A 25289-nucleotide genomic window follows, 5' to 3' on the forward strand; every position below is an offset into this window, starting at 1 on the left:
AGGTAAGGCAATATGATGCGCCAAACTGCCCAAGACGCATCTTGAGTGCAGTTTTGCAATAAACGCATTTAACACCAAGGCGAGAGCTCGCTTGGTGGTCAATACGCTAATCAATTGTGTCACTTCTTTCATCCGGACTGTAACCGTCGGCTCTGGATTCACACCAGATCTGCTGTTCCTTCACGTAGTGAAGGCGCTCGTGGGCTCAAGCTAGGCTTTTACCACCGGTGGGGAATTTCGCCCCGCCCTGAAGTCTGTTTAAGGTAGCAAAATTTAGACGATGAGAAAATGGATTTTTATAGCTGAAAGCTTTTAGCTGTCAGCTGTCAGTTTTTAAAGCAACAGCTACTTGGATTCATCTGCAGACAAAAAAAAGAGACCCATAAGGGTCTCTTCAAATCTTTATCTGATAGCTGATAGCTTAAAGCTGTCAGCTATCTCAATTACAGCTTCTTAGAAACTACCGCAGTCAAACCAATGATAGCGATTGCAAGAATCATGATTGGGCCTTTGCCGCTTTCAAAGCCGCTTAGGATACCTGCGATTGCAACTACAGCAACTGCTACAGGGATGATGTACTTAACTAGGTTGTACCATAGACCGAATAGTGGGAAAGATACTTTACCGTCGTTAGTAATTTCTTTCTCTAGGTCAACACGGTTTAGACGCCAGCCTGCGAAGATACAGATGAACATACCGCCAACCGCTAGGAATACTTTGTCAGTTAGTAGGTCGAAGATGTCGAATACGCCTGTATCGAACAGCTTAGGACCAAGACCACCTAGTGATAGAGAAGCAAACACACACATCACTGCCATTACTGCACTTGCAGAAAGTACAGCGTTAACACGCTTCATGCCTTTCTCGTCGATTAGGTAAGACACAACTACTTCTAGTAGAGATACAGAAGAAGTCAGTGCAGCAACCGTTAGACCAACGAAGAAGATAAGTGCAAAGATAAGACCTGTGCCACCCATTTCAGCAAATAGCTGAGGAACAACAACGAATACTAGACCTGGGCCAGCCGCTGGTTCCATGTTGAATGCGAACATTGCTGGGAACATAGCGATACCTGCAAGTAGAGCTACCGCAGTATCCATACCTACAACCATACCTGTAGTTTGAACAAGGTTCTCTTTCTTCTTCAGGTAGCTACCGTAAGTGATCATACAACCCATACCAAGAGATAGGGAGAAGAACGCTTGACCCAATGCAGCTAGAACAGTTTGGCTATCTACTTGAGTGAAGTCTGGTTTGAATAGGAACTCAAGACCTGCGCTTGCGCCAGGTAGAGAAAGACCTTTAACCGCTACGATGATAAGAATAAGGAATAGCAAAGGCATTAGGATCTTGCCTGCTTTCTCGATACCACCAGAGATACCCTTGCTCACAATAACAATGTTAAGCACTAGGTATGCGCCCATCCACAATAGTGGTTGGATTGGGTTAGAGATGAAGCCACCAAAGCTATCTCCGATTGCTTCAGGGGTGTCTAGTAGGCCAGTAGCCACTTTAGGGATGTACGCTAGAGCCCAACCACCTACAACAGGGTAGAAGCCCATGATCAATAGACCACTTAGTACACCAATAACACCAACAAAGCTCCAACGCTTATCTGTTGATTTAAATGCGCCTACAGCAGAACGGCTAGTGTGACGGCCGATTGCAAATTCAGTCAGCATTACGCTGAAACCAATAATGATTACGAATGCTAGGTAGATAAGTACGAATGCACCACCACCGTTCTCACCCGCTGTGTACGGAAATTTCCAAATATTACCAAGGCCAACAGCTGAACCAGCCGCTGCCATTACAAATCCAAGTTTTGAACCCCAGTTATCACGAGGGGCTGCTGATGCATTTCCAGTCGCCACAATTACTCCAAATTTAATGTTGTGTTTTTACTACTCGGCGCCTTAAAAAGAGGGGTGTAAATAAAGGTTTACACCATATAAGTTTTGAGTGACGCTCTAAGAGTGGCAAGTTAACCAGTTTGTGAGTAAAGTTGAAACCCTTAAAAGTACATTTATCGGGCATTGATCGCATAATTGCAGTTAATCGCTAGTTTATTGCACAATCATTAGCTGATTGCCCCTAAAAACACCTCTCTGAAAAATGTTTCCGCTTGAGTCGTTCAAAGAACTTTACGTGTTTTAGCGCCACTTTCTGTCTTAAAGTCTCTTGTTCTTGAACAGCTCTGTGGCTTACGAACTCAAATCTATCGCTTGGTTATTTAGATATTACCTCTGCATTTATATTCACTTTAGTTGCCTATAATTGCGTTTAAACGCTATTCCAGCCAAATTCTCTGCTTAACCTCTCTAATGTCTTCAACTCCTTTGCCGTTTCTCTTTGAATCCATTGATGAATTTCTTTAACAATGTCGGAAGTACCTCGGCAATGGCAGAAGTATTGCCAAGCACTAGGCTGGATTTGTGCATTGCTAGGACAAACTAAATAGCCGTGTTCCAGCTCAGGCAAGATCAATAGCAGGTCACTCACGGTCACTCCTTGGCTAGATAAACAAGCACTCAAGGCCAAATCCAGAGTAAAGAAGGTGGTGTTGCGTATCTTTGCGCTGTCTTTGTGTCCGACACGGGCTAGCCAGGTTTTCCAGTCATGATGGTCAAGGGTGGGGTGCAATCGTGGCATCGTGAGTAGAGATTGCAGGCTACCTTCTTTTGAATACAGCTCTTGAGAGCACACTGGCGCCATGTATTCATCTCTTAAAAACACCACATCAGAGCGCTTCTTATATTGGTGGGGAATCCGAGTGTTAAGAATCAGCAAGTCATAGTCAGTGGATTTAAGGGCTTCATCTTCATCAATAGTGGGAATCACCACGATCTCATGTTCAGGGTAGCGCTCTTGCAGCTGCTGTATCTTTGGGAGCAATGAGCGAGTGGCATAACTGAGCGCGGCCTTAATTACGATTCGCTGCTGCTGATTGGGTTGCCAAGACTGTATTAAGGTTTGTACGCTCTGATAGTTCCGCTGAAGCACAGCAAACAACTCTGAGCCTTGCAGCGTTAAGTCGATGCTTCGATGCCCTCGCACAATTAACTCGACACCTAGGCCTTCTTCGAGCTGTTTGACCTGACGACTGACGGCGCTTTGGGTGACATTCAACTCATCCGCTGCCTCAGTAAAACTCAGGTGGCGGGCAACGGCCTCAAAGGTTTTCAAGCTGTTGTGGGAGTAAGGGATATCGGGATAAGGCTTCATAGTTCTTCACATGATCTCAGGTAATGCCAACTGACATAAATGTTAATTGAATCCTAGCTCAATTAGCAGTACTTTGAGCCCAAATCATAGAGGGCTGTATGAAAAACATTCTTAAACTGGCATTGCCGCTGACATTATCCCAACTCATCGCTATGGCATTGGTACTCACCGATGTTTGGATGATGTCACAAATCAGTGTTGCCGATCTCGCCGCTGGTGGATTGGGTGCCTCTGTGTATTCGTTTGTTTTTCTTATGGCAGGCAGCATCGTGGGTTGTGTCGCCAATTTGATTGCCATCGCTTACGGGCAGAGTATTGCGCGCCCTGAATTTGGCCAGCAGCAGATCCGCTTTGCGGTCAAAGGCGCAGTGATGCTTTCTGTTCTGCTAGCGGTCACACTGAGTTTTAGCTTCTTGTATGCACCTCAACTGTTAGCGAAAGCTCAACAATCACCAGAAGTCATAGATATCGCAATGCTGTATCTGAGCGCATTGAAGTGGGCAATGTTGCCAACGCTGCTTTTGCTTGTTCTGCGCGGGCTTACTAGCACCTTTGGTGATGTGCGCTCAGTGATGGTGATGTCGATTCTGACGGTAATCATCAATGTGCCAATCAGCTACTTCCTTGCCTTTACTTTAGATTGGGGTATTGCAGGCCTTGGCTACGGTACTGCAATCGCAGCTTGGTTCGTATTAGTGGGTTACGGCACTTGGGTATTTCGTCAAAGCAAATACCAACGCTTTGCACCTTGGCAAAATATGCACGAGTACACCCCAAGACTCATGGGACCGCTTTTGTCTATGGGTATGCCAATTGCCTTAGCGGGCATGCTGGAGCACGGCCTTATCTATGGTGGCACCTTGATGGCGGGTATGATTAGTGTGGCATCTTTAGCATTACACCAAATTTTACTGCAGTGCTTGTCCTTTACCTGGAACATCAACTTTGGCTTTGCACAAGCCTCTGCCATCTTGGTGGGCAAAGAGTACGGTGCGAACAATTACGATGGCATCAAAACCATCGCCAAGAAGAGCTTTGTAGCAGTAACCGTGCTGAGCTTTGTGATCGCCTTTGGCTTTATCGTGTGGCCTGAAGCCATTGCTAATCTATTCCAGTTGGATGCAGAGGGCAGTCATGAACTGACCACTTTGTTGACGTCGATGATCTGGGTAGTGGCATTATGCTTTGTGGTGGATGCATGGCAGCTACTCGCCATTAACCTGCTTCGCGGAATGAAGATAGTGATGGTGCCAACCATAATGACGGCAATCGGTTACTGGGCATTTGGCTTGCCAGCCGCATGGTACTTGATGAAGGCTTATGGTTTAGCCGGTATTTGGGGTGGTATTGGTGTCGGCCTTGGCGTTACCGGTGTGCTTTTACTAGCGCAGCTCATCTATGAAACCAGACGCTCTAGCAATCGAACGTTAATGCAAGCGGCCTGAGACTCACTTCTCAACTTGAGATTTGCGTGAGCGTGAGTCTCTTAGCCTTTGATATACTCAGTTGTAAATCAACGCAAAGGATGAGCTCGATATGTCAAAAACCGCAAAAATTCACAATGAAGACAAGCTAGTAAAAAAGGCAATAGAAGTCGGTTTGAAGATGGCAAAGATGCAAGGCATTGATTTGCCGAGTTCGACAGGACCATTAAAGGCGCAAGGTGTGTACCTGTTTCTAGTAGGCGTAAATCAAATCACGCCATTGCCAGACAATAAGCTAGACGGTCCTAACATCAAGCACCGCTTAGCGCTTTGGATGCACAGCGTGTTGCCGGATAATGACCCTCTGAAGTAGTAGCAATTAACAATGAAAAACCTCTGTTTGTAGTCATACATGCAGAGGTTTTTGTTTTTCTGGATAACAAGGTTTTGCCCCATTGTGAGCTAGAGAGGGATTGAACTCAGTTTCAAACCCTGCAATTTAACTTACTTTTCCTCATACCTAGAATTCTAACAATGTGGCCAATTTCAGTGTGTCACTACAATCACACACACTAAATTACGTGTAGTTATATTAGGTATGTCTAGGTGTAATTTCAGCTTACTTTTTGGACAAGTTATGATCCCCTCCCACTTTGAGTTTTTATGTCGAAAATTCAAGTAGCTTATTTGTTAATTCTATTTACAAGGCTTTGATTTTTATGTCAAAAAATAAAGGTTTTACCCTAATTGAATTGGTTGTAGTCATCGTGATTTTAGGTATTTTAGCCGTAACGGCAATGCCAAGATTTTTAGATTTACAAATTGATTCAAGAATTGCTGCGCTAGAAGGTGCAATAGGTGCGATTCAAGATGCGAATAGTTTAGTCTATAGCAAAACGGCTATTGAAGGAGTAGAGACGGAAGAAGATTTAGATGGCACTGAAATTGGATATCCAGGAACTCAAATCACCTACGGTTATATGAGAGCAGACGACGAGACATTAAAAGAGTTTGTTGAGGGTTTTGAAGGGAAGGAGTGGGTATTGGAGGATGATTATGATGTTAAAGGTAATTGGAATACTCGCATATACCTTGCCGACTTTGGTGAGCATGACCAAAGTTTCCTTTGTCATATTCAGTATGAAAGAGCTTCTACAGAAGGTGTTCGTCCGCGAGTGCTGATTAATACAGAAGATTGTTAAACGGTAGCAAACCCAAACAGCGACCAAGTTTGTCTGCATGTAGTGGCTGAATAAGTGTGGCCACTACATTAGTGGTTTTGCAATACCTCGGCTAATCCGTTAACGGCAAGTTTAGCTAAAGCTGTAGCTCATTTATGTCCAAAGGTGTGCCTAGGGGGCATGAAACACGAAAATGCCCCAAAACCGCTTAGACCATTTACTCTACACATTTTACTACTACCAATCGAAGTAAGTTTTTCTAATGTGTAGGAATAGCTATGTCAGTGTCAGTCTTATGACGTAACTGTTTGTACAGTTTATTAGGTTTATCTGACTGCAAAGTATAAAAATGGCTTATTTTGTCGAGGATTCAGTCTCGTTTTGTCGATAGAAAAATCAATAAGCCATTGTTAATTATAGGCTTATTGCTTGTCCTATCTGAGATAACGAACATTGTGAAAAAGAGATAACACGCACGCTCGTTTTTATGTAAAGACAAAATGCTGAAAGTGATGCATATGCTTTATATTTCAGTGGTTTATGCTAGCCTGAATGAAAGTTAGGCAAGCAGAAAAACGAGCAGACCTCTTATTAAGAATGTTATAACACAAGCGGTATTACAGCATATAGCAAGGATAGATTATGGAAGAATACTGGAATCCTATGGTTCCCGAATTATCGGTACGCAATTTTGAAGCGTCGTTATCATTTTACGTCGATGTGCTTGGTTTCTCTGTGCGTATTAAGCGAGAAAATCCTGACTTTGTATACCTTGAACAAGAACAGGTTCAGATCATGCTCGAACAAATCACGGATTCAGGGTGGATTACAGGTGAGTTAGTTACTCCATTAGGACGTGGAGTAAACTTCCAAATAGAGCTTTCAGACTTAGAACCGCTAGTTGAAAGATTGAAGAAAGCTAACGTACGTTTTTTCCGTGATTTAAAAGAAACATGGTATGACATTGGTGAAAAGCTATCAGGTGAACGAGAGTTTCTAATACAAGATCTAGATGGTTATTTACTAAGGTTTACCCAGCACCTTGGAGAGAAAGCGAAACCGCCAGAGTAGTGTTATAACAAGGCGTTTAACAGTGACCAAAAACGCTTGGCATTTTCACTTCGTGAAAGTATATGCCATGGTTTTTGGCTCGTTAACTTAGCGTTACTTTTCAATACCTCAGCTAATCCGAAATCTAACAAGCTCCTAATCTCACCAACTCGCCTTTGTCCAAAAGCTTGTTAGATAAACCATATACCCAGTGTGATCACCAAGGGATTCTGTCGTACCTTAATTACCAAGCGACTTTGTCATTACGTTAACTACCGAGGGATTCTGACGGAACTCATTTAGCTTACCTTTTAAAGTAATCAATGGAGCTTTAGAGGGAGCGAAGGATGTTCTATATGGATTCTAAATCCCAATTTACTGTCGATATTATCTGTAAAATTGTCGATGGAAAAATCAGCATCAACAGTGCTACTACTTTGCTCAACAAGTCTCGGAGAACTGTTGAACGTTACCTTAGTCGATATCGGAAAGAAGGTATTCGCTTCATCATTCATGGAAATCGAGGGCGTTCTCCAGCCAATAAAATCCCAGAATCGCTCAAGAAAGAAGTCCAAAACCTCATACAAACCAAGTACTTCGATTTCAATCTGCAGCATCTTTCTGAAGTCCTAAGAAAGAACGAAGGTATCGCCATTAAGCGTGAGACCTTACGCTCTTGGGCTCACGATATCCATCATGTTAAACGTGCAAAGCGACGCAGAAGTCGAGTCAGAAAGTATCGAGAGCGTATGGAATTACCGGGATTAATGCTTCAAATGGATGGGAGCCCTCACCGCTGGTTTGGTGATGAGAAATCTTGTTTGATCGCTATGATTGATGACGCCACCAGTGATATTCATGCTCAGTTTTTCCCCTCTGAGACCACCGAGGGCTGTATGAGGGTGATGAGAGCTTATATTGAGAAACGAGGGGTATTTAAGACACTCTACGTCGATAGAGCGGGTATCTTCGGTGGTCCCAAGCGAAGTAACTTCTCTCAGATGCAACGAGCTTGTGACGAGCTCGGTATCGAAATTATCTTTGCAAACTCACCACAAGGGAAAGGGCGTATCGAACGATCATTCGATACCTTCCAAGATAGGCTCGTACCAGAGTTACGAGTACGCAAAATCATCGACATGGAGAGCGCAAATCGTTATCTACAAGAAGAGTTCATCCCTAATTACTGGGATAAAAAGGTTCGAGTTCAACCCAAAAGTTCTCGCTCTGCTTTCAAGCGCTTACCACCTAACTTGGATCTGAATAGCATCTGCGTGCAGAAAGAGTATCGAACAATACGACGCGATCACACGTTCGGCTTTGACAACAAAAGGTATGTTATCGACTCGCCAATCCGCTACTCCATTGAAAATCAAAAAATAGAGATCCGATGTCAGTTCGACGGCACATTCTCCGCTTATTTTGGCCACCGCCGATTAGATATTACGGAGCTGGTTGAGCCTCGTAAATGCAGTGAATATGGCAAGGAGGTTCAGCGAAAAATAGAAGCACTAGAGCTCGTTGAACAGCTCGGTAGTATCTCTAAAGCAGCCCGTATCCTTGGTTGCTCCCGTCAATCCCTGTACACCTATCAGAAAATTATGGCAGAGGAAGGGCCTATAGGTCTGAAACGGATCAATAAACCCCTCAAGCGCAACAAGCAGCGTATATCGGAGCATGCGGAAGACAAAATTATTGAGCTGACGCTGTTAAACCCTCATGCGACATTGATGCAACTGATGAAAGAGTTAAAACAACACGACATCACAGTGAGTATCGGCACGATTAAAAACATCTGGAAAGAAGAAAACCTCAACACTAGAGAGCTTAGAATTAAGAAATCACAATCTCTGAATATCGACGTGTAAGGCAGCAAGTATCAATCCTGACTAGAATGTAAGAGCATGACAGAATCGGTTGGTACTTATCCCGTCAAGATCCCTCAGTAATGACATAAACCATATACCCAGTTCTTAAAATGATATTGGAAATCCATTTCTCGATTTGATGTGACGTGGTTCTATGAGACAGACTCAATTTTACAAACATGAATCTAGTCTTTAACTTGGGTGTTAAGCAAAACTGCCACCTCTTTTCTCGCTTGGGTCTTCCCATGTGTAGCCACCACCGCGCTTCTCACTTGGGTCTTCCCATGTATAGCCACCACCGCGCTTCTCACTTGGGTCTTCCCATGTATAGCCACCACCGCGTTTTTCACTCGGGTCTTCCCAAGTGTAACCACCACCGCGTTTTTCACTTGGGTCTTCCCAGGTGTAACCACCACCACGTTTCTCACTTGGATCTTCCCAAGTAAAGCTAGTGTGAGTATCAGTGATATGGTCAGTATTTGGATTTGATGCAAAAGCTGCAGGTACAGTAAATACAGATGCTAATAGGACAGTAGAAATTAACTTTTTCATATAAACCTCGTTTAGGGATTGTGTTTGGGAACAGGGCTTATACTAATGATCTGAAAACGATCTATCGGTCATTTTACGACAGCGTTATAACTAAATAGATTTCCTATTCTTAGCTAACTTGGTGAGGAAAAAACACAAAAAAGGCGAGCCAATTAGGCTCGCCAAAACCACTTAAAGAGTGGAAATGAACAGATGATAATGTCACCAAGGCGGGAAGATTAGTGAGTGCTACCGCCGCGACGCTCAGATGGGTCGCCATGTGGATGGTGCTTGTCGATAGCGTCTTGATTCAGTTTCGCATGCTCACAAGCTACGCCCGTCATTACTGAAGTGCCTTTGTTTAGTTCACACTCGACCAATGGGCCAGAAGCGCTCGAACCAATGCTAGCAAAAGCAGTTGAAGTAAATGCAGCAGTTAGAAATAGAGCAGAAATAAACTTTTTCATATAAACCTCGTTTAGGAATTTCGTTTCGGGAACAGGGCTTATATTAAGGATTTGAAAATCGACGATCGGTCCTTTTACGACACTCGGCGATATTCCAATGGAGAGACACCAACATAACGCTTGAAGGCTCTGGCGAAGTTGGAAGAGTCGGTATAGTTAAATTGATAAGCGATATCGGTGACGGAGAAATCTGTCTGCTTAAGTAGGCGCTTTACCTTCTCAAAGATCAGATAATCGAGCTCAGCGCGATAGGAGGTAGATTCTGCTGCTAGCATTCTCTGCAAGGTTCTTGCCCCTACATCTAATAGCTCACAGGCTAATTCAATAGGCACTCGACCAAAGTTGACATAAGGTGATAGCGCGATGCGAAACCGAATCAAGAATGGATTCTTGGTGTGGTCGAACTGGATTTGGCTTTCTCTAGTATTGGATTGGACCTTCTGATGTAGAAGTTCATTTGGAAGAGCGATACCAGTAACGGATCGCCCAAGAAATGCGCTGCAGTGCTTAAATTCAGGCTCACTTAAAATGACGGGCTGCTCTGGGGTACTTAGCGCCAGTTTCTCTACTTTCCGACTTTTCCCAATAAAGCTTTCCACCATCAGCCTCAAAAAGATGATAGAAAAGATCTCTACAGGTTCGTTCCATATTTTGTGTGATTCAGCAGGTTGAGTTAACCAGGTTTCATTGCCTAGGATTTTGCTATCCAAATGGGTGCCCGACATTAGTTGAGATGCAGACATTACATGCTGTTCTAGAGCTTCTGCAAGCGTGGAGTAGTGCCCGAGGTTCTGGTTCACCTGTGGAATAATGTCGTCACGGATGACGGTCTCAACCGCTTGTAAAAACTGATGAGGGGTAAGCTTTGAGTACAGAAGGTAGATAAGATACTTGAACACTGTATCAGGGAGGTGTTGCTCTCTAGCGTCAATAAAGAAATCCGCCGGGATCAACTCTTGGCTGAGCTGAATATGCTGTTGTTCTGCCACTTTGTGTAGGCTGGCAATCATAGATTTATCAACAAGATGTATCGCGAGAGATGAGCTCAAGTTTGCGCCTTATTAAACCTTTAAAGATTTAAACTTAGCAGAGGATATAGCAGGCTTCCTTGCCCAAAATCAAATTAGAAAATATCGGCCAGATGGTTGGTGACTACAGGCGTGATATTAAGGCTGAGCATAAAGTCAGGATCTTTGTCTGCTTTCTCTATGTAATAGTTACCCTCAAGGCCAAATTGCCATGGTCGGTTACCTAGCATGACAGTCTTTCGCACCGTGATATTTAATGGGATCTTTGCTTGGTCAGTATTCCAGTCGTAAGTCATCACGGGTGTGGTACCGACAGACCAAGCGTTGTCTAGCAGGCCAATTAAAAAAAGCTGCATTGAGGTGCGGTTTATATCTTCATAAGGACCGTTGTTTGATACACCCCATAGGTGGTTAGGGAACAGGCCCGCTGCCCAGTTTTGGGTTATCTTCCCGAGTAGGATTTCAGGACCTACAGCAAACTGTTCTTCACTAAAGCCATTACTTCCCGTCGGCAGTTGAGTGAATACACCCACAGCGAGTAGGTTTCCGTCACCAAGTGTTGGTGCATAAGCAAGGTCGAAAGAGATATCACTGAAACCGCTTGAGTCACTGTAATCTAGGTCATTGGCAGTATAGGCAATGGCTGGGCGAAACAGGATCTTGTCGCCATTATCTAGAGGAAAGGGCATCGAAGGCTGGAATACCCCTGTATGCTGTTCACCGTGGTCGCCAGATGCGTATTGCATCTTGAAGGTAAGACTCGCCAGTGCTGTGTTTGGATTAGCGAGTTCTTCGAGGCCTTGTCCGCTTGATCGTTTTGAGCAAAGGCAACTGAGCTTGCTAACGTCGTCAGCAACAGTAGTTTGTGTATTTTCATTGAGAATTTCCTAGCTGAAATGGAGGAGATTCTATTGGGTTGAGAGTGGCTGTTCGGTCTTATTGCGACAGGAGTTCTAAAAGTTGGATTAGAGTTTTTGGCCAGTAAAATGTAGGCCGGCAGAATGGTTGAAATACTAGAAGCATTGCAAAAAGTCGAAATAATTAATTGACCGTAACTCTGAACTGTCCATTTCCGAGTTAGCTCATCTATTCCAAACACCAAAAAGGGTCTGAGCATAACATTCAGACCCTTCTAATTTCTATTCGCTCAGCGAAAGCTTCTATTACAAACTCTCAAGCGCCTTCTGAATCGCTGGGCCAATCTGGCGTTTGCGCGAAGTTACGCCATCCAGAGTCAACATGTCAGAGGTTGGTTTAACATTAAACGCAGTCTTGATAACTTGGTAATCACCTTGATCAACCCACAGTAGGTTGGCTTTCTTGTCTTTGGTATCCGTGATAGAGAAGAACAAGTGATCCAGTCCGTTGGCTTCTTTGTAAGTTTTCATCGCTGATTGCAGTTCATCCTTGCGGTCAATCAACTGTTGAGCCGTTAGGGTTTCTGCTACGCCGATGCCTACCTTTTTACCGCCATATTCAAAGTTTTTGTAATCCATAGTTAGGATGGTTTCTGATGATAGGTGGCTTAGGTCTGATTTGGCCACTAGCATCTGCTGGCCGAAATCTTCGAGGTCTTCAATGCCTGCAATTTTCGCTAGTTTGTCGGCAAATTCTCTATCGTAGTCTGTAGTGGTTGAAGACTGGAATACGACAGTGTCAGATAGGATTGCGCCTAGGCCTGCACACGCAAGATGCTTAGGTAGGGTAACGTTAAGCTTTTCGGCGTTATCAGCCAAGATAGTTGCCGCTGAGCCCCAGCCGCGGATATCCATGGCTACGATTTGTGGGGTATTGATTGGTGAGCCGCCAATAGCGTGGTGGTCAATTACTGCCACAATGGAGTTTTGATCGATAGTGGGTGCTAACTGCGTAGTCTGGTTAAAGTCCACCAAGCCTACTTGGTATGAGGAATAGTCTGATTCAACGCGAGGAGACTCAGCCTTACAGTAGTTAAGAACGAACTCTGACTCAGGGTTGATTTGCTCAGGAACTGTCGCGGTGCCACCGTAGATGTGAGCTGCAAGTAGCGCCGACATTACTGTATCGGTATCAGGGCTTAAGTGACCCGTCCACACCAAGTTGTCGGTATCGTTATTGGCAGGTGTTTGCAGATCAAAAGCATAGCTTGCTGAACTGGCGGACATAATTAGAGCTGCAACTACAGGTGTAAGTTTCACGGACATTCCTTTTAGGTTTAACTAATGAAGACCATAAGCTAAACACTATTCATTGCAGATAAATGTCATCTATATTTCGTTTTTATTTCAGTAGGTTAGTGTGCGGAAGGCTTTACTGAGGGCAAATAAAAAGGCCTGAACGTTGAAGTGACCCCTTAAAGTTGGACATTTCTGTTAAGCGGCTTTTAAGGCCTGATTTCGATATTCCGTCGGAGTCAGGCCTTTTAGTTTCACTTTGATGCGCTTTGTATTGTAATACTCGATGTATTCGTCAATATGTGCGATTAAGTCATCGGCATCTTCAAAGTGCTGATTATGGTACATTTCTGTTTTCAGTAAGGCAAAGAAGTTCTCTGCTACTGCGTTATCTAAGCAGTTTCCTTTTCGTGACATACTTTGAGTTAATCCCTGCTCAGCGAGAGTTTTCTGATACTTCCTATGCCTATATTGCCACCCTTGATCGCTATGCACTATTGGCTTAGCGTCTTTGGCTAAGGTTGCAACCGCCTCTGTCAGCATGTCAGTGACCAGAGGTAAGCACGCATTTTTCGCAACTTTGTAAGCCACAACTTCCTGCGTAAACAGATCAACGATTGGTGATAGGTACACCTTCTGCTGTTGAACTTTAAACTCAGTGACATCAGTTACCCACTTTTCATCAGGCTTCGTTGCACTGAAGTCCCGTTTAAGTACATTTGGAGCGGTTTTTCCAGTTTCTCCTTTGTAAGAGCGGTACCGCTTAGGTCTGACCGTTGATTTCAAGCCTAGTAATCCCATCAGGCGTTGAACTGTCTTATGGTTAAGCCTGACGTCGTATTTCCTTAACTCTAAATGAATACGACGATATCCATATCTCCCTTTATGGTCATGATATATTTTCTCAATCAACTGTTTTTCATCTTGATAGCTTTCGGCAGCGTTGTTCGACTGTGCATGATAATAGAAGCTACTTCTTGCTAATTTAAGGGCATGCAAGAGATGTTGTTGTGGATATTGATTTTTAAGAGCTAGAACTACTTTCGTTTTTTCTTTGTTCGACGATGCTTCTCCTGTTCCAGCTCCTCTAACTTTTTTAGGACAGCATTCTCAGCTCGCAAGTACGCTAACTCCTCTTTGAGCTCTTCCAGTGTTTTCTCATCATCGCTCTTGTTTTGAATAAAAGGATGCTTACTCATTGCGGGTCGTCCTCTGCTACGTTCAAGCCCCTGGAAGCCATATCTTTCATACTGTTTGAGCCAAACAGCGAGTGTGCCAGAGGAAGAAAAATTTAAAACCGCACTAGTGTGACTGATAGACCAACCATTCGTCCACATATGAGTCAAAGCTTGGAGCTTAGTTTGCGCATTCTTTGCAAAACCATGAGGGATAAATGCCTGAGAGCCATGGATATCGAATACTTGTGCCCAGTAACGTATTTGGCGTGATGGTATAGAATGAAGACGAGAAAGCTCCTGAGAACTTTCGCCTTGTAGATATTGTTTAGCTATTGAGCATTTCAATGCTCGGTTGTATTTGGACATAAAAAGACCCCCAATAATTGGTGTCCAACTATTGGGGGTCAGTTCACGTGATGTTCAAGCCTTCTCGTTTGTCTCGTTCTAAAGTGGCTTAACTTTAAGCCGCGATAGTTCGATGAATTACATGCGCTCTAGAGTTTCAATACCCAGTAGAGACAGACCTTGCTTGATGGTCTTCGCTGTAAGCGCTGCTAGTTGCAGACGGCTTTGCTTAACCGCTTCGTCTTCTGCTACTAGGATTGGGCATGCTTCGTAGAAGCTAGAGAATTGACCCGCTAGTTCGAATAGGTAGCTACACATGATATGAGGCTGACCTTCGCGAGCAACAGCTTGTACTGCTTCTTCAAACTGCATCAGTTTAGCGATAAGCGCTTTCTCTTTTTCATCAGTAACGATGATATCGCCTTGCAGGTCGTCCATAGACACGCCAGCTTTTGCAAATACAGACGCTACGCGAGTGTAAGCGTATTGCATGTACGGCGCTGTGTTGCCTTCAAATGCCAGCATGTTGTCCCAATCGAACACGTAGTCAGTGGTACGGTGCTTAGAAAGGTCAGCGTATTTAACCGCAGCCATAGCAACAGTAGACGCGATGTTTTTCTTCTCGTCTTCTGCAAGCTCTGGGTTCTTAGATTCGATAAGCTTGCCTGCGCGCTCTTCAGCTTCGTCAAGAAGGTCAACTAGACGAACAGTACCGCCAGCACGAGTCTTAAATGGACGACCGTCTTTACCTAGCATCATGCCAAATGCGTGGTGCTCAAGAGAAACGTCTTCTGGCACGTAGCCAGCTTTACGAACGATAGTCCAAGCTTGCATTAGGTGTTGATGCTGACGTGAGTCGATGAAGTAAAGTACGCGGTTCGCGCCTAGTTCTTCATAACGGTATTTTGCACAAGCGATGTCGGTTGTGGTGTATAGGAAGCCACCGTCACGTTTTTGAACGATAACGCCCATAGGCTCGCCGTCTTTGTTCTTGTACTCGTCTAGGAATACAACCTGCGCGCCGTCATCTTCTTTCGCTAGGCCTTTTTCTTTAAGGTCAGCAACGATGCCTTTTAGCATGTCGTTGTATTGGCTCTCACCCATCACGTCGTCACGAGTTAGAGATACGTTTAGACGGTCGTAGTTCAGTTGGTTCTGTTGCATGGTGATGTCCACCAACTTCTTCCACATGTCTACGCAGAACGCATCGCCACTTTGTAGCTTAACGACGTAGTTACGAGCTTTAACCGCGAACTCTTCGTCTTCGTCGTACAGTTTCTTAGACTCACGGTAGAAGGCTTCAAGATCAGACAGTTTCATTGAAACTTCGCCATCTTGCTCTGAAACGCGCTCAAGGTTTGCGATAAGCATACCGAACTGAGTTCCCCAGTCACCGATGTGGTTAGCACGGATCACTTTGTGTCCCAAGAACTCAAGCGTACGAACTACAGCATCACCAATGATGGTTGAACGAAGGTGACCAACGTGCATCTCTTTGGCCACGTTTGGCGCAGAGTAATCCGCTACGATAGTTTGCGGTGCTTCTGATGCAACGCCAAGACGAGAATCCGCTAGTGCTGCTTTTGCAGACTTCGCTAGGAACTCTTCGCTTAGGAAGATGTTGATGAAACCTGGGCCTGCGATTTCAGTTTTGCTAGCGATGCCATCAAGGTCTAGGTGCTCAAGCACTTTTTGAGCAAATTCGCGTGGGTTTGTACCTAGTCGCTTTGCAACGCCCATTACGCCGTTCGCTTGGTAGTCACCAAACTGAGCTTTTGCAGATTGACGCACTGCTGCTGGGCTGCCTGCTGGCGCGCCTGCTGCTTCTAGTGCTTGAGATACTTTGTCGTTAATAAGTGCTTGGATATTCACACGCAATTCCTTCAATTCAAGGAGTGTCAAGAAAGCTAATAATAAGTGCTTTCGTGCCGTAGTTCACAAAAATGGGGGTAATGATAACAAGATCAGCGCTGATCTAAAAGTGCTCTCAAAGGGTGCAATCCAATTAATCTGTAGCAAAACTCTCTGTTGCAGGTAAACTTCTGCCAAAACCGGATTAAATGACCAAAGGGTAGGGAATATGGAGCAATTACAACAGGCAAATCTGCACCCACAACAGATGCTAGATAGGGTTGATGCGTTTGCTGAAAAGATAGCCGTTTTGGGACAAGAACTAGGGTTAGACCTTAGCCAATTTCAGGCGGATCATATTGCCCTTAGAATCAATGACTCGGCTCTTGCTAAGCTTGCTCACGAGGCGTGGTCAGAGCTAGGCGCGACCATTTCACAGGCACAAATCAATGGCAGACCTATCGTAGTGATTGCCTTTGATACCCCAATCACCGCCGGTGCTTGGTCTATTGATTGCCTAGAGCTTCCTTATCCCGCAAAGGGTAAGATCTATCCTTCTCAAGATTGGGAGCACATCGAGTTTGTGATTCCATCAGATAAAGTCGATGCGCAAGAATACCTGCAAGATATCAAGCAGCGATTCCCAAGCTTTAACCTTGAAACAGGGATGAAGATGAAGCTGTCTAGCCCGAAGGGTGAAGGGGAGCGTTTAGCCAATCCTACTGTAGCGTTTAAGAAAGACGGAGTGTGTATCAAACTGCATCCGCATCCGCTAAAGAAAATAGTAGAATCAGAGCAAGCGTAACAAGGTTAGAAACTGAACCCCGGGCGGGGTTCAGTCAAAGAAGATCACAAGATAACGGTCTTATTGCCGTAAACAAATACGTGGTCGTTCACTACCTTATTTAGCGCTTTACTCAGCACGTTCTTTTCAACGTCACGACCTGCTTGTGCCATATCTTGAGCACTGAAGTTATGATCCACAGGGATCACGTCTTGCTTGATGATTGGGCCTTCGTCTAGATCGTTGGTCACAAAGTGCGCCGTTGCACCAATGATTTTCACACCGCGCTCATAAGCCTGAAGATAAGGCTTAGCACCAATAAAGGCCGGCAAGAAGCTGTGGTGAATGTTAATGATGCGATTGTGGTAATGCTCAACAAAGCTTGGCGTTAGGATACGCATGTATTTGGCCAGCACTAGGTAATCAGCGTCAAAGCCATCGATGGCTTCTTTCACTTTCGTTTCATGCTCTTCACGGTTTAGCCCTTCATGGCTCACGTGACGAAACGGGATATCAAACTTCTCTACTAATGGCTGCAGGATGTCATAGTTACTGACCACTGCGGTGATATCCACATTTAGGCTGCCATCAAAGGTTTTCATCAAGATATCGCCTATACAGTGCGATTCCTTGGTGACCAACACCACTACCTTCTTCTTGCTTGAATCCACCAATTTCTTGCTGGCGTTTTGAGGCAATGCAAACGTTAGGTCTTCCATAAATACCGAATCGTTGAAGTTGCCTTCAAGCTCAGTACGCATAAAAAAGTGACCACTGGTGTTGTCTACAAATTCATTGTTATGAATGATGTTCAGTTGATGTTTGTAACAGATATTGGTGATCTTCGCGATCAGCCCTGGCTCGTCAGAGCAATGGGTGAGTAGGGTCTTTCTTTCCATGATGACTCTTTAATAAAAATGATGAAAATAGGTCTGCTTCGACATTATCCAATTTTTCACCTGCTTGCAAATTCCACGGGTGGCTAAATTGCCCAGCACCCTAAGCTCACAGTCGCACCAATGGGTAAAAGCTGACATAATTATTTTTTCGCTCAATCAACAAGGCCCCTTTTGTGAATATCAGTACTGTTTTTTCTGCCGATGGCGCACTAGGTAAAGCGATCTCAGGCTTTCAGCCGCGTGATGAGCAAACCATGATGGCAGAAAATGTCCATCAAGCTATTAAAGAGCAGTCTCAACTGGTGGTTGAGGCGGGCACGGGTACTGGAAAGACATTTGCTTACCTTGCTCCTGCATTGTTGAGCGGTAAGAAAACCATCGTCTCTACGGGGTCGAAAAACCTGCAAGAACAGCTGTTTCACCGCGACCTGCCATTGATGAAAGATGCACTGGGCTTTACGGGTCGTATTGCGCTGTTAAAAGGCCGCGCCAATTACTTGTGCCTTGACCGATTGAGCCGTCAGATTGTCGAGAGTCACGGCCACCATTCCGATCCGCAATTACTGACCCAATTGGTTAAGGTTCGTTCTTGGTCCTCATCAACAAAAAGCGGCGACCTTGGTGAATGTGAAGACCTTGCCGAAGACAGCCGAATTATCCCAGATATTACTTCTAACAATGAAAACTGCTTAGGGAAGGAATGTCCGAGTTTCGGCGATTGCTTTGTGTTTAAGGCACGCAATAAAGCGCTCGAGGCTGATCTTGTGGTGGTGAACCATCACCTGTTTTTGGCGGATATGGCGGTAAAGGAAACCGGCTTTGGTGAGCTGTTGCCAGAGGCGGAGGTCTTCATATTCGATGAAGCACATCAAATCCCAGATATTGCCAGCCAATACTTTGGTCAGTCTATTAGCTCTAAGCAGATTGCGGATTTAGCCAAAGACATAGAGATTGGTTATCGCACGGAAGCCAAAGACATGCGTCAGCTACAAAAGGTGGCGGATAAACTGGTGAGCTCGGCCTCTGAGATGCGTATTTCTCTGGGTGAGCCCGGCTTTCGTGGCAACTGGCGCGACGCGCTGAAAAATCAAAAGCTACAACGAGAGATGGAGCGCCTGCAAGACGCACTGCAGCTGTGCCGTGATGTGCTCAAAATGGCGCTAGGTCGCAGCCAGCTTTTAGATACGGCGTTTGATCGCGTCACTCAGATACAAAACCGCTTAACGCGGGTTTGCGATACCTCGATCATGGGGTATTCCTACTGGTTTGAATGCACCCCAAGACACTTTTCATTGAACATTACACCGCTTTCAGTCGCTAATAAGTTTCAAGAGCAAGTGGATGCACATGGCGGAAGTTGGGTGTTTACTTCGGCGACCTTGTCGGTATCGGGCGACTTTCAGCACTTTACCTCTCGCTTGGGATTAAAGGCGAAAAACAGTTTAGCCTTGAGCAGTCCCTTTGATTATCAGTCACAAGCAAGGTTGTGCGTGCCTCGCTATTTGCCTGAGCCAAACAGCCCGCAAATGGCGCAAAAGCTGGTGTCTATATTGACGCCGGTTATTGAGACCAACAAAGGGCGCTGTTTCTTCTTATGCACCTCGCACGCCATGATGAAAGATCTCACTGAACGCTTCAGACAACGACTAGACTTGCCTGTGCTAATGCAAGGGGAGAGCAGTAAGCAGGCGTTATTAAAAGAGTTTACTGAACTGGGCGATGCCTTGCTGGTGGCCACCGGAGCATTTTGGGAAGGGATAGATGTTAGAGGTGACGCGTTAAGCTGTGTTATTATCGACAAATTGCCGTTTACCGCCCCTGATGACCCGCTGTTAAAGGCGCGCATTGAGGACTGTAAACTCAACGGTGGCGAACCCTTTTATGAGGTGCAACTCCCTGATGCTGTTATTGCATTGAAGCAAGGGGTGGGGCGCTTAATTCGAGATAAAAGCGATAGAGGTGCATTGATTATCTGCGATAATCGCTTGGTAACACGCGATTACGGTAAGATGTTTTTATCCAGTCTGCCACCGATACCGCGCACTCGTAGCGTTTCGAACATTATAAATTTCTTACAGCCTTCGACCGATGTCGTGATCGAGGCTGAATAGTACAGCGAATAATTGAGTAATAGATGAAAGCGAAAATTCTAGCACTAGATACCTCAACCGAGTTTTGCTCTGCAGCCATTATGGTTGACGGAGAGGTGTTATCTAAAGGTGAGGTTGCCCCTCGTGAACACACCACCAAGATCTTGCCAATGGTGGATCAACTCTTGGTTGAGGCAGGTTTGAAACTGGGTGATTTAGATGCCCTTGCTTACGGCCAAGGCCCTGGCAGTTTTACGGGTGTTAGAATTGGTATTGGTATTGCTCAAGGCCTAGCCTTTGGTGCTGACTTGCCTATGGTGGGGGTTTCTACCCTGCAAGCAATGGCTCAAGGTGCGTATCGTACCACTCAAGCAAACAACGTGGCGGCTGCCATTGACGCTCGCATGAGTGAGGTGTACTGGGGTCGATTCAGTCGTATGGAATCTGGCGTTTGGCACATCGAAGATGAAGAGTGTGTGATTCCTCCAGCTGAGCTTGCTCAGCAAACTGCAAAAAGCGAACTGGTTTGGGCTCAAGTGGGCACGGGCTGGGAAGCGTACGCTGAAGAATTAAATCAGCTTGAACTTAAGCGCACTGACAGCGGTCTACTATACCCTGAATCACAAGATATCGTTATTTTGGCTCAGCACGAGCTTGCCAATGGCAATCAAGTGGGGGCGGAAGAAGCGTCACCTGTTTATCTACGTGATAAGGTGGCTTGGAAAAAGCTTCCGGGTCGAGAATAACCACATCACGTTAGATACGTTGTACACGGAGACTGTATGTATCGAGTATTAACCGCTCTTCTTTTGGGTTTAGTGTTGGCGGGCTGCAGCTCTTTGCCTGACTCGCTTGTTTCGAGCAACGAAAAGATAGTGACCGACTACGGTAACTGGGTGAACAGCGCACCCGAAGAGGTCTCCGAAGTACGACTTGGCGGTGTGATTGCTAAGATCACGAATCTTGAGGCAAAAACACGCCTTGAAATCGTGAACCTACCCATAGCCAAAGATGGCAAGCCGGATATTAATGTAGAGCCTGAAGGGCGCTTTGTTGCCTACGTGGATGGCTTTATTGACCCTGTAACCTTCGCCAAAGGGCGTTTGATCTCTGTGCTAGGAAAGCCTGCCGGCAATGAGAGTGGCAAAGTAGGAGAGTATGAATATCGATTCCCTGTGCTTAATGCCGACGGCTACCATCTATGGCAAATCAAAGAAAAGCTGATTGTGCATGATGAACCGCTGAGCATGTTCCCTTGTCGTTCGCTGTACTGTCGCGAGGTCAACTATGGACCTAGAACAGGACACGTCGTGCAGAGTGTTGAGTAACGGTGTTATCAGAACGCACCTTTGAGGTTAGTGACTACTCGCTATCGGCTTTGTGTCATGAACCACAGAGCCCCTCACATTGTGTTTTGATGTTACATGGCTGGCTAGATAATGCGGCGTCATTCACTCCTTTAATAGACGTAATGCGCTCGCTACACCCAGATATCCAGCTTATCTCTTTAGACCTTCCCGGCCACGGTTATAGCTCCCACTCGCGTAGCGGCTATTATCCGTTTCATGACTATATTGATTCCCTACATCAAGTTATCACTGAGCTTAACAAAGAACTCGATTGCCCGCTAACCTTAGTCGGGCATTCAATGGGTGCGCTTATCGCGAGTTGTTACTCCGCGGCTTTTCCGGAGAATATTGATCACTTGGTTCAAATCGAGGGTTATGGCCCGATATCTGAGCCGCCACAAAACAGTTTAGAACGATTGAGAAAGGGTGTGCTGAGCCGGCAAAGAGTCAGCAAAAAACCAGCGCGTTTCTTTGAAAGTTTTCAGGAAATGGTGCAGCTGCGCGCTAAGCGTTATGTTTTAAACGCGGATGAAATCACTCCGCTGGTAGAGCGAGATTCTGAGCAAACAGAGCAGGGTTGGCGCTGGCGACACGATAAAAAACTCAAGGCAGAATCCCTGTATCGGATGACAGAAGCGCATGCGAAACAGGTTGTTGATGCTCTTCCTAAGTCAAATCTACTCATTTTGGGTGATGCGGGTTTTACCCATTTGAGCTCAATTTGTTCCCCAACGACGCGAATTTCACACATTAAGGGTGGTCATCACTGCCACTTAACCTGTCCAAGGTCTATTTCTGAGGCAATAATCGCTCTAATTTTGTTCGGTTAGTGTGCTTTTGTGAACACCATTTGAACGCCTTTGGATTTTCCAGCTATCCTGTAATGGAATCCCAATAAAACAAAGAAATTCAACCTGATAGTCGTATATAATGCGTTGCTATTTTTTCAGGAGTAATAACGTGAATAAACCTTGGCTCTCTCGATATCCTTCTGATGTACCAGAAATGATTGACCCAGATACCTACCCATCTTTGGTCGAGCTGTTTGAAAACAGTGTTCTAAAGTTTGCGGATCAACCTGCCTTCCTCAATATGGGGTCGGTAATGACGTATCGTAAATTAGAAGAAAGAAGTCGTGCATTTGCTGCGTATTTGCAGAATGAATTAAAGCTTAAAAAGGGCGATCGAGTTGCCTTGATGATGCCTAACCTACTGCAATACCCCATTGCGTTGTTTGGTGTGCTTCGTGCCGGCTGTATTGCAGTGAACGTGAATCCACTCTACACCCCTCGCGAGCTTGAACATCAGTTGAATGATGCCGAAGTAGAAACCATTGTTATTGTTTCTAACTTTGCGAACACTCTTGAGCAAATCGTTGACAATACCTCTGTGAAAAACGTGGTATTGACGAGCCTAGGACAAATGCTACCGACAGCCAAAGGTACGGTTGTCGACTTTGTCGTGAAGTACGTGAAAGGCATGGTGCCAAAATACGATCTTCCTGGTGCTATCTCATTCAAAAAGGCATTGCATAAAGGCCGTCGCCTTCAATATGTTAAGCCATTTATGAGTGGTGAAGATATTGCCTTCTTGCAATACACAGGTGGTACAACTGGCGTGGCCAAAGGTGCGGTTCTGACGCATCGCAATATGGTTGCCAATGTACTGCAAGCCAAGGGGGCATACGCCGCTAAGCTAGAAGAAGGTAAAGAGTTAGTGGTTACGGCGTTGCCGCTTTATCATATCTTCGCTTTGACAGTGAACGGCTTGCTATTCTTAGAGTTGGGTGCCAACAACCTGTTAATCACCAACCCTCGTGATATTCCGACCTTTGTGAAAGAGCTGAAGAAGGTACAGTTCACCGCGATTACCGGTGTCAATACCTTGTTCAATGCCTTGGTCAACAATGAAGATTTCCACGAGCTGAACTTTAGCCGTATGAAGCTATCTGTTGGCGGCGGTATGGCGGTTCAACAAGCGGTGGCGGATAAATGGAAAAAGACCACAGGTGTCTTTTTGCTGGAAGGCTATGGTTTGACAGAATGTTCTCCACTGGTATCGGGCTGTCCACACGACATGGTCGATTACAACGGCGCTATCGGTTTACCTGTACCGTCTACAGAGGTTCGTATCGTTGATGACGAAGGCTTGCCTTTAGAAAATACTGAAGTGGGTGAGCTGCAAGTCCGTGGCCCGCAGGTTATGCAGGGCTACTGGAAACGTCCAGAAGCAACCCGTGAAGTGATTACTCAAGACGGCTGGCTATCAACGGGTGACATTGTTAAGTTTGATGACGAAGGCTTCTTGCACATTGTCGATCGTAAGAAAGACATGATTTTAGTGTCTGGCTTCAACGTCTATCCAAACGAGATCGAAGACGTGGTTGCTCTGCATGGTAAGGTGCTAGAAGTTGCCGCGATTGGCGAACCGCACGATGTATCCGGTGAAGTGGTTAAGATCTGCGTAGTTAAACGCGACCCATCTTTAACCAAGGATGAACTAATTAACCATTGTCGTCAGCATCTAACAGGTTATAAGATACCTAGGATTGTTGAGTTTATGGAAGATCTGCCAAAGACAAACGTCGGCAAGATCTTGCGTCGTGAATTACGTACTGACGCTAAAGAAGCAAAATCGGCTTAAACGAAACCGATATTGAACATAAGCCCCTGCAGAGCAGACGCAATCAGCGCATGCAATGCAGGGGCATTTTTAATTATGGAAATATAAAGAGACTATTTTGAATTATCAGATAGTGACAGACACTCAAACTCTGGCACAGGCGTGCGAACAAGCCCGTCAAAAAGAAGCGGTGATGTTGGATACCGAATTCGTCCGTACCCGTACCTTTTTCCCGCAGCTTGGCTTGGTGCAGATGTACGATGGCGAGCTTCTTAGCTTGATAGATACCACCGTTATTGATGATGTCACTCCGATAGTAGAGCTGCTACAAGACACCTCTGTGCTTAAGGTATTGCATGCGTGTGGTGAAGATATTGAAGTCTTCCAACACCATTTCCAGAGCGTCCCTACGCCTATGGTTGATACGCAGGTCATGGCGGCATTTTTAGGGCACGGCCTTTCGACAGGCTTTGCGACCTTAGTGAACGAATACTTGTCAGTAGCGCTGGATAAAAGCGAATCGCGTACAGATTGGTTGGCTCGTCCATTGACGCAAAAGCAGTTGGATTATGCAGCCGCGGATGTGTTCTATCTGCAGCCTTTGTTTGAAAAGCTGCAAGCGGCTCTTAAGGAGTCGGGTTACTGGCAGAATGCGATGCAAGAGTCTGAGCTTCAGGTGTCTAAGCGTATTCGTCATCATGAGCCAGAGAAAGCGTATCTTGATATCAAGGGCGCATGGCAATTGTCTCCACAGCAGCTTAGCGTTCTTAAGCCGTTGGCAACATGGCGCTATGAAACGGCACTGCGTAAAGACTTGGCACTTAACTTTGTGTTTAAAGAAGTCGATCTGCTGGCTGTTGCTCGCTTTAGCCTCACCTCAGCACGTGATATGGAAAGAGAGCAGTGTGATGTACGCTCGGTACGTCGTTATAGCGCTGTGATTGCCAATATTGTGCGTAAGGCGCAAAGCACGCCAGAAGCAGAGTGGCCACAAAAGATTGATCGCTTGGTGGATCTACCGAACTACAAGCAGACGTTCAAGTCATTGAAAGACGAAGTGAACAAAGTGGTGAAGGACTCGCATCTTGCCCCTGAGTTCTTAGCCTCTAAGAAGCAAGTGAACCAACTTATTTCGTGGGTATGGCGTAAGAACATGGCGCCAGAGTCTACCCCTGATTTAATGCAGGGCTGGCGTAAACCTCTGCTTGGTGAGCGCTTGCTCAAGAAATTGAATTAATAAAAAA

At 45.3% G+C, this 25289-nt stretch carries 21 protein-coding genes, 2 pseudogenes and 1 riboswitch; of the genes and pseudogenes, 12 read left to right on the plus strand and 11 right to left on the minus strand.

What is annotated here, in order from left to right:
• Nucleotides 1–116: 116 nt before the first annotated feature.
• A riboswitch (FMN riboswitch) is annotated at nt 117–259 on the minus strand.
• A gap of 184 nt (nt 260–443) precedes the next feature.
• Together OCU35_RS04060 and OCU35_RS04065 are read right to left on the minus strand one after the other, a co-directional pair.
• The gene (locus tag OCU35_RS04060) at nt 444–1874 is read right to left on the minus strand and encodes a sodium-dependent transporter (protein ID WP_102546969.1); all 1431 of its coding nucleotides are present in this window, start codon (nt 1872–1874) and stop codon (nt 444–446) included.
• A gap of 409 nt (nt 1875–2283) precedes the next feature.
• Nucleotides 2284–3225: a LysR family transcriptional regulator gene (locus tag OCU35_RS04065; RefSeq protein ID WP_017029608.1), complete on the minus strand. Its 942-nt coding sequence runs from the start codon at nt 3223–3225 to the stop codon at nt 2284–2286.
• A gap of 98 nt (nt 3226–3323) precedes the next feature.
• Here OCU35_RS04065 and OCU35_RS04070 point away from each other — a divergent pair, with 98 nt between their 5' ends.
• The 5 genes and pseudogenes from OCU35_RS04070 to OCU35_RS04090 all read left to right on the plus strand — a co-directional run bounded on the left by OCU35_RS04070 (nt 3324) and on the right by OCU35_RS04090 (nt 8748).
• Nucleotides 3324–4670 (plus strand): MATE family efflux transporter, encoded by a 1347-nt coding sequence (locus OCU35_RS04070; protein ID WP_261825691.1) that lies wholly within the window; start codon nt 3324–3326, stop codon nt 4668–4670.
• 91 nt (nt 4671–4761) lie between these two features.
• The gene (locus tag OCU35_RS04075) at nt 4762–5022 is read left to right on the plus strand and encodes a DUF5062 family protein (RefSeq protein ID WP_017029606.1); all 261 of its coding nucleotides are present in this window, start codon (nt 4762–4764) and stop codon (nt 5020–5022) included.
• Nucleotides 5023–5368: 346 nt separating this feature from the next.
• Nucleotides 5369–5468 (plus strand): annotated as a pseudogene (locus OCU35_RS19205) (type IV pilin protein); the annotation flags it as partial.
• A gap of 1004 nt (nt 5469–6472) precedes the next feature.
• Nucleotides 6473–6901 (plus strand): bleomycin resistance protein, encoded by a 429-nt coding sequence (locus OCU35_RS04085; RefSeq protein ID WP_261825692.1) that lies wholly within the window; start codon nt 6473–6475, stop codon nt 6899–6901.
• A 326-nt stretch (nt 6902–7227) separates the two neighbouring features.
• A complete protein-coding gene (locus OCU35_RS04090; RefSeq protein ID WP_261825472.1) occupies nt 7228–8748 on the plus strand; it encodes an ISNCY family transposase in 1521 nt (506 codons plus the stop codon).
• Between the two features lie 204 nt (nt 8749–8952).
• Here the strand turns inward: OCU35_RS04090 and OCU35_RS04095 are convergent, their stop codons facing one another.
• The 8 genes and pseudogenes from OCU35_RS04095 to argS form a co-directional block, all read right to left on the minus strand.
• Nucleotides 8953–9300, minus strand: coding sequence for a hypothetical protein (locus tag OCU35_RS04095; RefSeq protein WP_261825693.1), 348 nt, complete (start codon nt 9298–9300; stop codon nt 8953–8955).
• Nucleotides 9301–9518: 218 nt separating this feature from the next.
• Entirely contained in the window at nt 9519–9746 is a 228-nt protein-coding gene (locus OCU35_RS04100) for a hypothetical protein (RefSeq protein WP_261825694.1), read from the minus strand.
• Between the two features lie 74 nt (nt 9747–9820).
• Nucleotides 9821–10795, minus strand: coding sequence for a helix-turn-helix transcriptional regulator (locus OCU35_RS04105; protein WP_261825695.1), 975 nt, complete (start codon nt 10793–10795; stop codon nt 9821–9823).
• Between the two features lie 74 nt (nt 10796–10869).
• On the minus strand, nt 10870–11520 hold the full coding sequence (locus tag OCU35_RS04110; RefSeq protein ID WP_261825696.1) for a hypothetical protein: 651 nt from the start codon (nt 11518–11520) through the stop codon (nt 10870–10872).
• Nucleotides 11521–11937: 417 nt separating this feature from the next.
• Nucleotides 11938–12951: a manganese-dependent inorganic pyrophosphatase gene (locus OCU35_RS04115; protein WP_261825697.1), complete on the minus strand. Its 1014-nt coding sequence runs from the start codon at nt 12949–12951 to the stop codon at nt 11938–11940.
• 174 nt (nt 12952–13125) lie between these two features.
• A pseudogene (locus OCU35_RS04120) lies at nt 13126–13962 on the minus strand (IS3 family transposase); the annotation flags it as partial.
• Between the two features lie 2 nt (nt 13963–13964).
• Entirely contained in the window at nt 13965–14471 is a 507-nt protein-coding gene (locus tag OCU35_RS04125) for a helix-turn-helix domain-containing protein (protein WP_026026311.1), read from the minus strand.
• Nucleotides 14472–14588: 117 nt separating this feature from the next.
• Nucleotides 14589–16322: an arginine--tRNA ligase gene (gene argS / locus OCU35_RS04130; protein ID WP_017032568.1), complete on the minus strand. Its 1734-nt coding sequence runs from the start codon at nt 16320–16322 to the stop codon at nt 14589–14591.
• A gap of 208 nt (nt 16323–16530) precedes the next feature.
• On the opposite strand from argS, the gene OCU35_RS04135 reads away from it, so the two are divergent.
• A complete protein-coding gene (locus OCU35_RS04135) occupies nt 16531–17106 on the plus strand; it encodes a VOC family protein (protein ID WP_017029482.1) in 576 nt (191 codons plus the stop codon).
• Nucleotides 17107–17150: 44 nt separating this feature from the next.
• On the opposite strand, the gene purU is transcribed toward OCU35_RS04135, so the two are convergent.
• A complete protein-coding gene (gene purU, locus OCU35_RS04140) occupies nt 17151–17984 on the minus strand; it encodes a formyltetrahydrofolate deformylase (RefSeq protein ID WP_017029481.1) in 834 nt (277 codons plus the stop codon).
• 173 nt (nt 17985–18157) lie between these two features.
• Here purU and OCU35_RS04145 point away from each other — a divergent pair, with 173 nt between their 5' ends.
• The 6 genes from OCU35_RS04145 (at nt 18158) to rnd (ending at nt 25282) form a co-directional block, all read left to right on the plus strand.
• Nucleotides 18158–20095 carry an ATP-dependent DNA helicase gene (locus OCU35_RS04145; protein ID WP_102376673.1) on the plus strand — a complete coding sequence of 646 codons (1938 nt, stop codon included), beginning with the start codon at nt 18158–18160 and terminating at the stop codon, nt 20093–20095.
• A gap of 23 nt (nt 20096–20118) precedes the next feature.
• On the plus strand, nt 20119–20820 hold the full coding sequence (gene tsaB / locus OCU35_RS04150) for a tRNA (adenosine(37)-N6)-threonylcarbamoyltransferase complex dimerization subunit type 1 TsaB (RefSeq protein ID WP_261825698.1): 702 nt from the start codon (nt 20119–20121) through the stop codon (nt 20818–20820).
• 36 nt (nt 20821–20856) lie between these two features.
• Nucleotides 20857–21402 (plus strand): Slp family lipoprotein, encoded by a 546-nt coding sequence (locus OCU35_RS04155; protein ID WP_017032563.1) that lies wholly within the window; start codon nt 20857–20859, stop codon nt 21400–21402.
• A gap of 2 nt (nt 21403–21404) precedes the next feature.
• Complete coding sequence (locus tag OCU35_RS04160) at nt 21405–22253, plus strand: alpha/beta hydrolase (RefSeq protein WP_261825699.1); 849 nt, start codon at nt 21405–21407, stop codon at nt 22251–22253.
• A 130-nt stretch (nt 22254–22383) separates the two neighbouring features.
• On the plus strand, nt 22384–24066 hold the full coding sequence (gene fadD, locus OCU35_RS04165) for a long-chain-fatty-acid--CoA ligase FadD (RefSeq protein WP_102489753.1): 1683 nt from the start codon (nt 22384–22386) through the stop codon (nt 24064–24066).
• Nucleotides 24067–24163: 97 nt separating this feature from the next.
• Complete coding sequence (rnd, locus tag OCU35_RS04170) at nt 24164–25282, plus strand: ribonuclease D (RefSeq protein WP_102498875.1); 1119 nt, start codon at nt 24164–24166, stop codon at nt 25280–25282.
• Nucleotides 25283–25289: the final 7 nt, after the last annotated feature.

The organism is Vibrio breoganii, assembly GCF_024346795.1.
In the GTDB taxonomy this organism is placed as follows: Bacteria; Pseudomonadota; Gammaproteobacteria; order Enterobacterales; family Vibrionaceae; genus Vibrio; species Vibrio breoganii.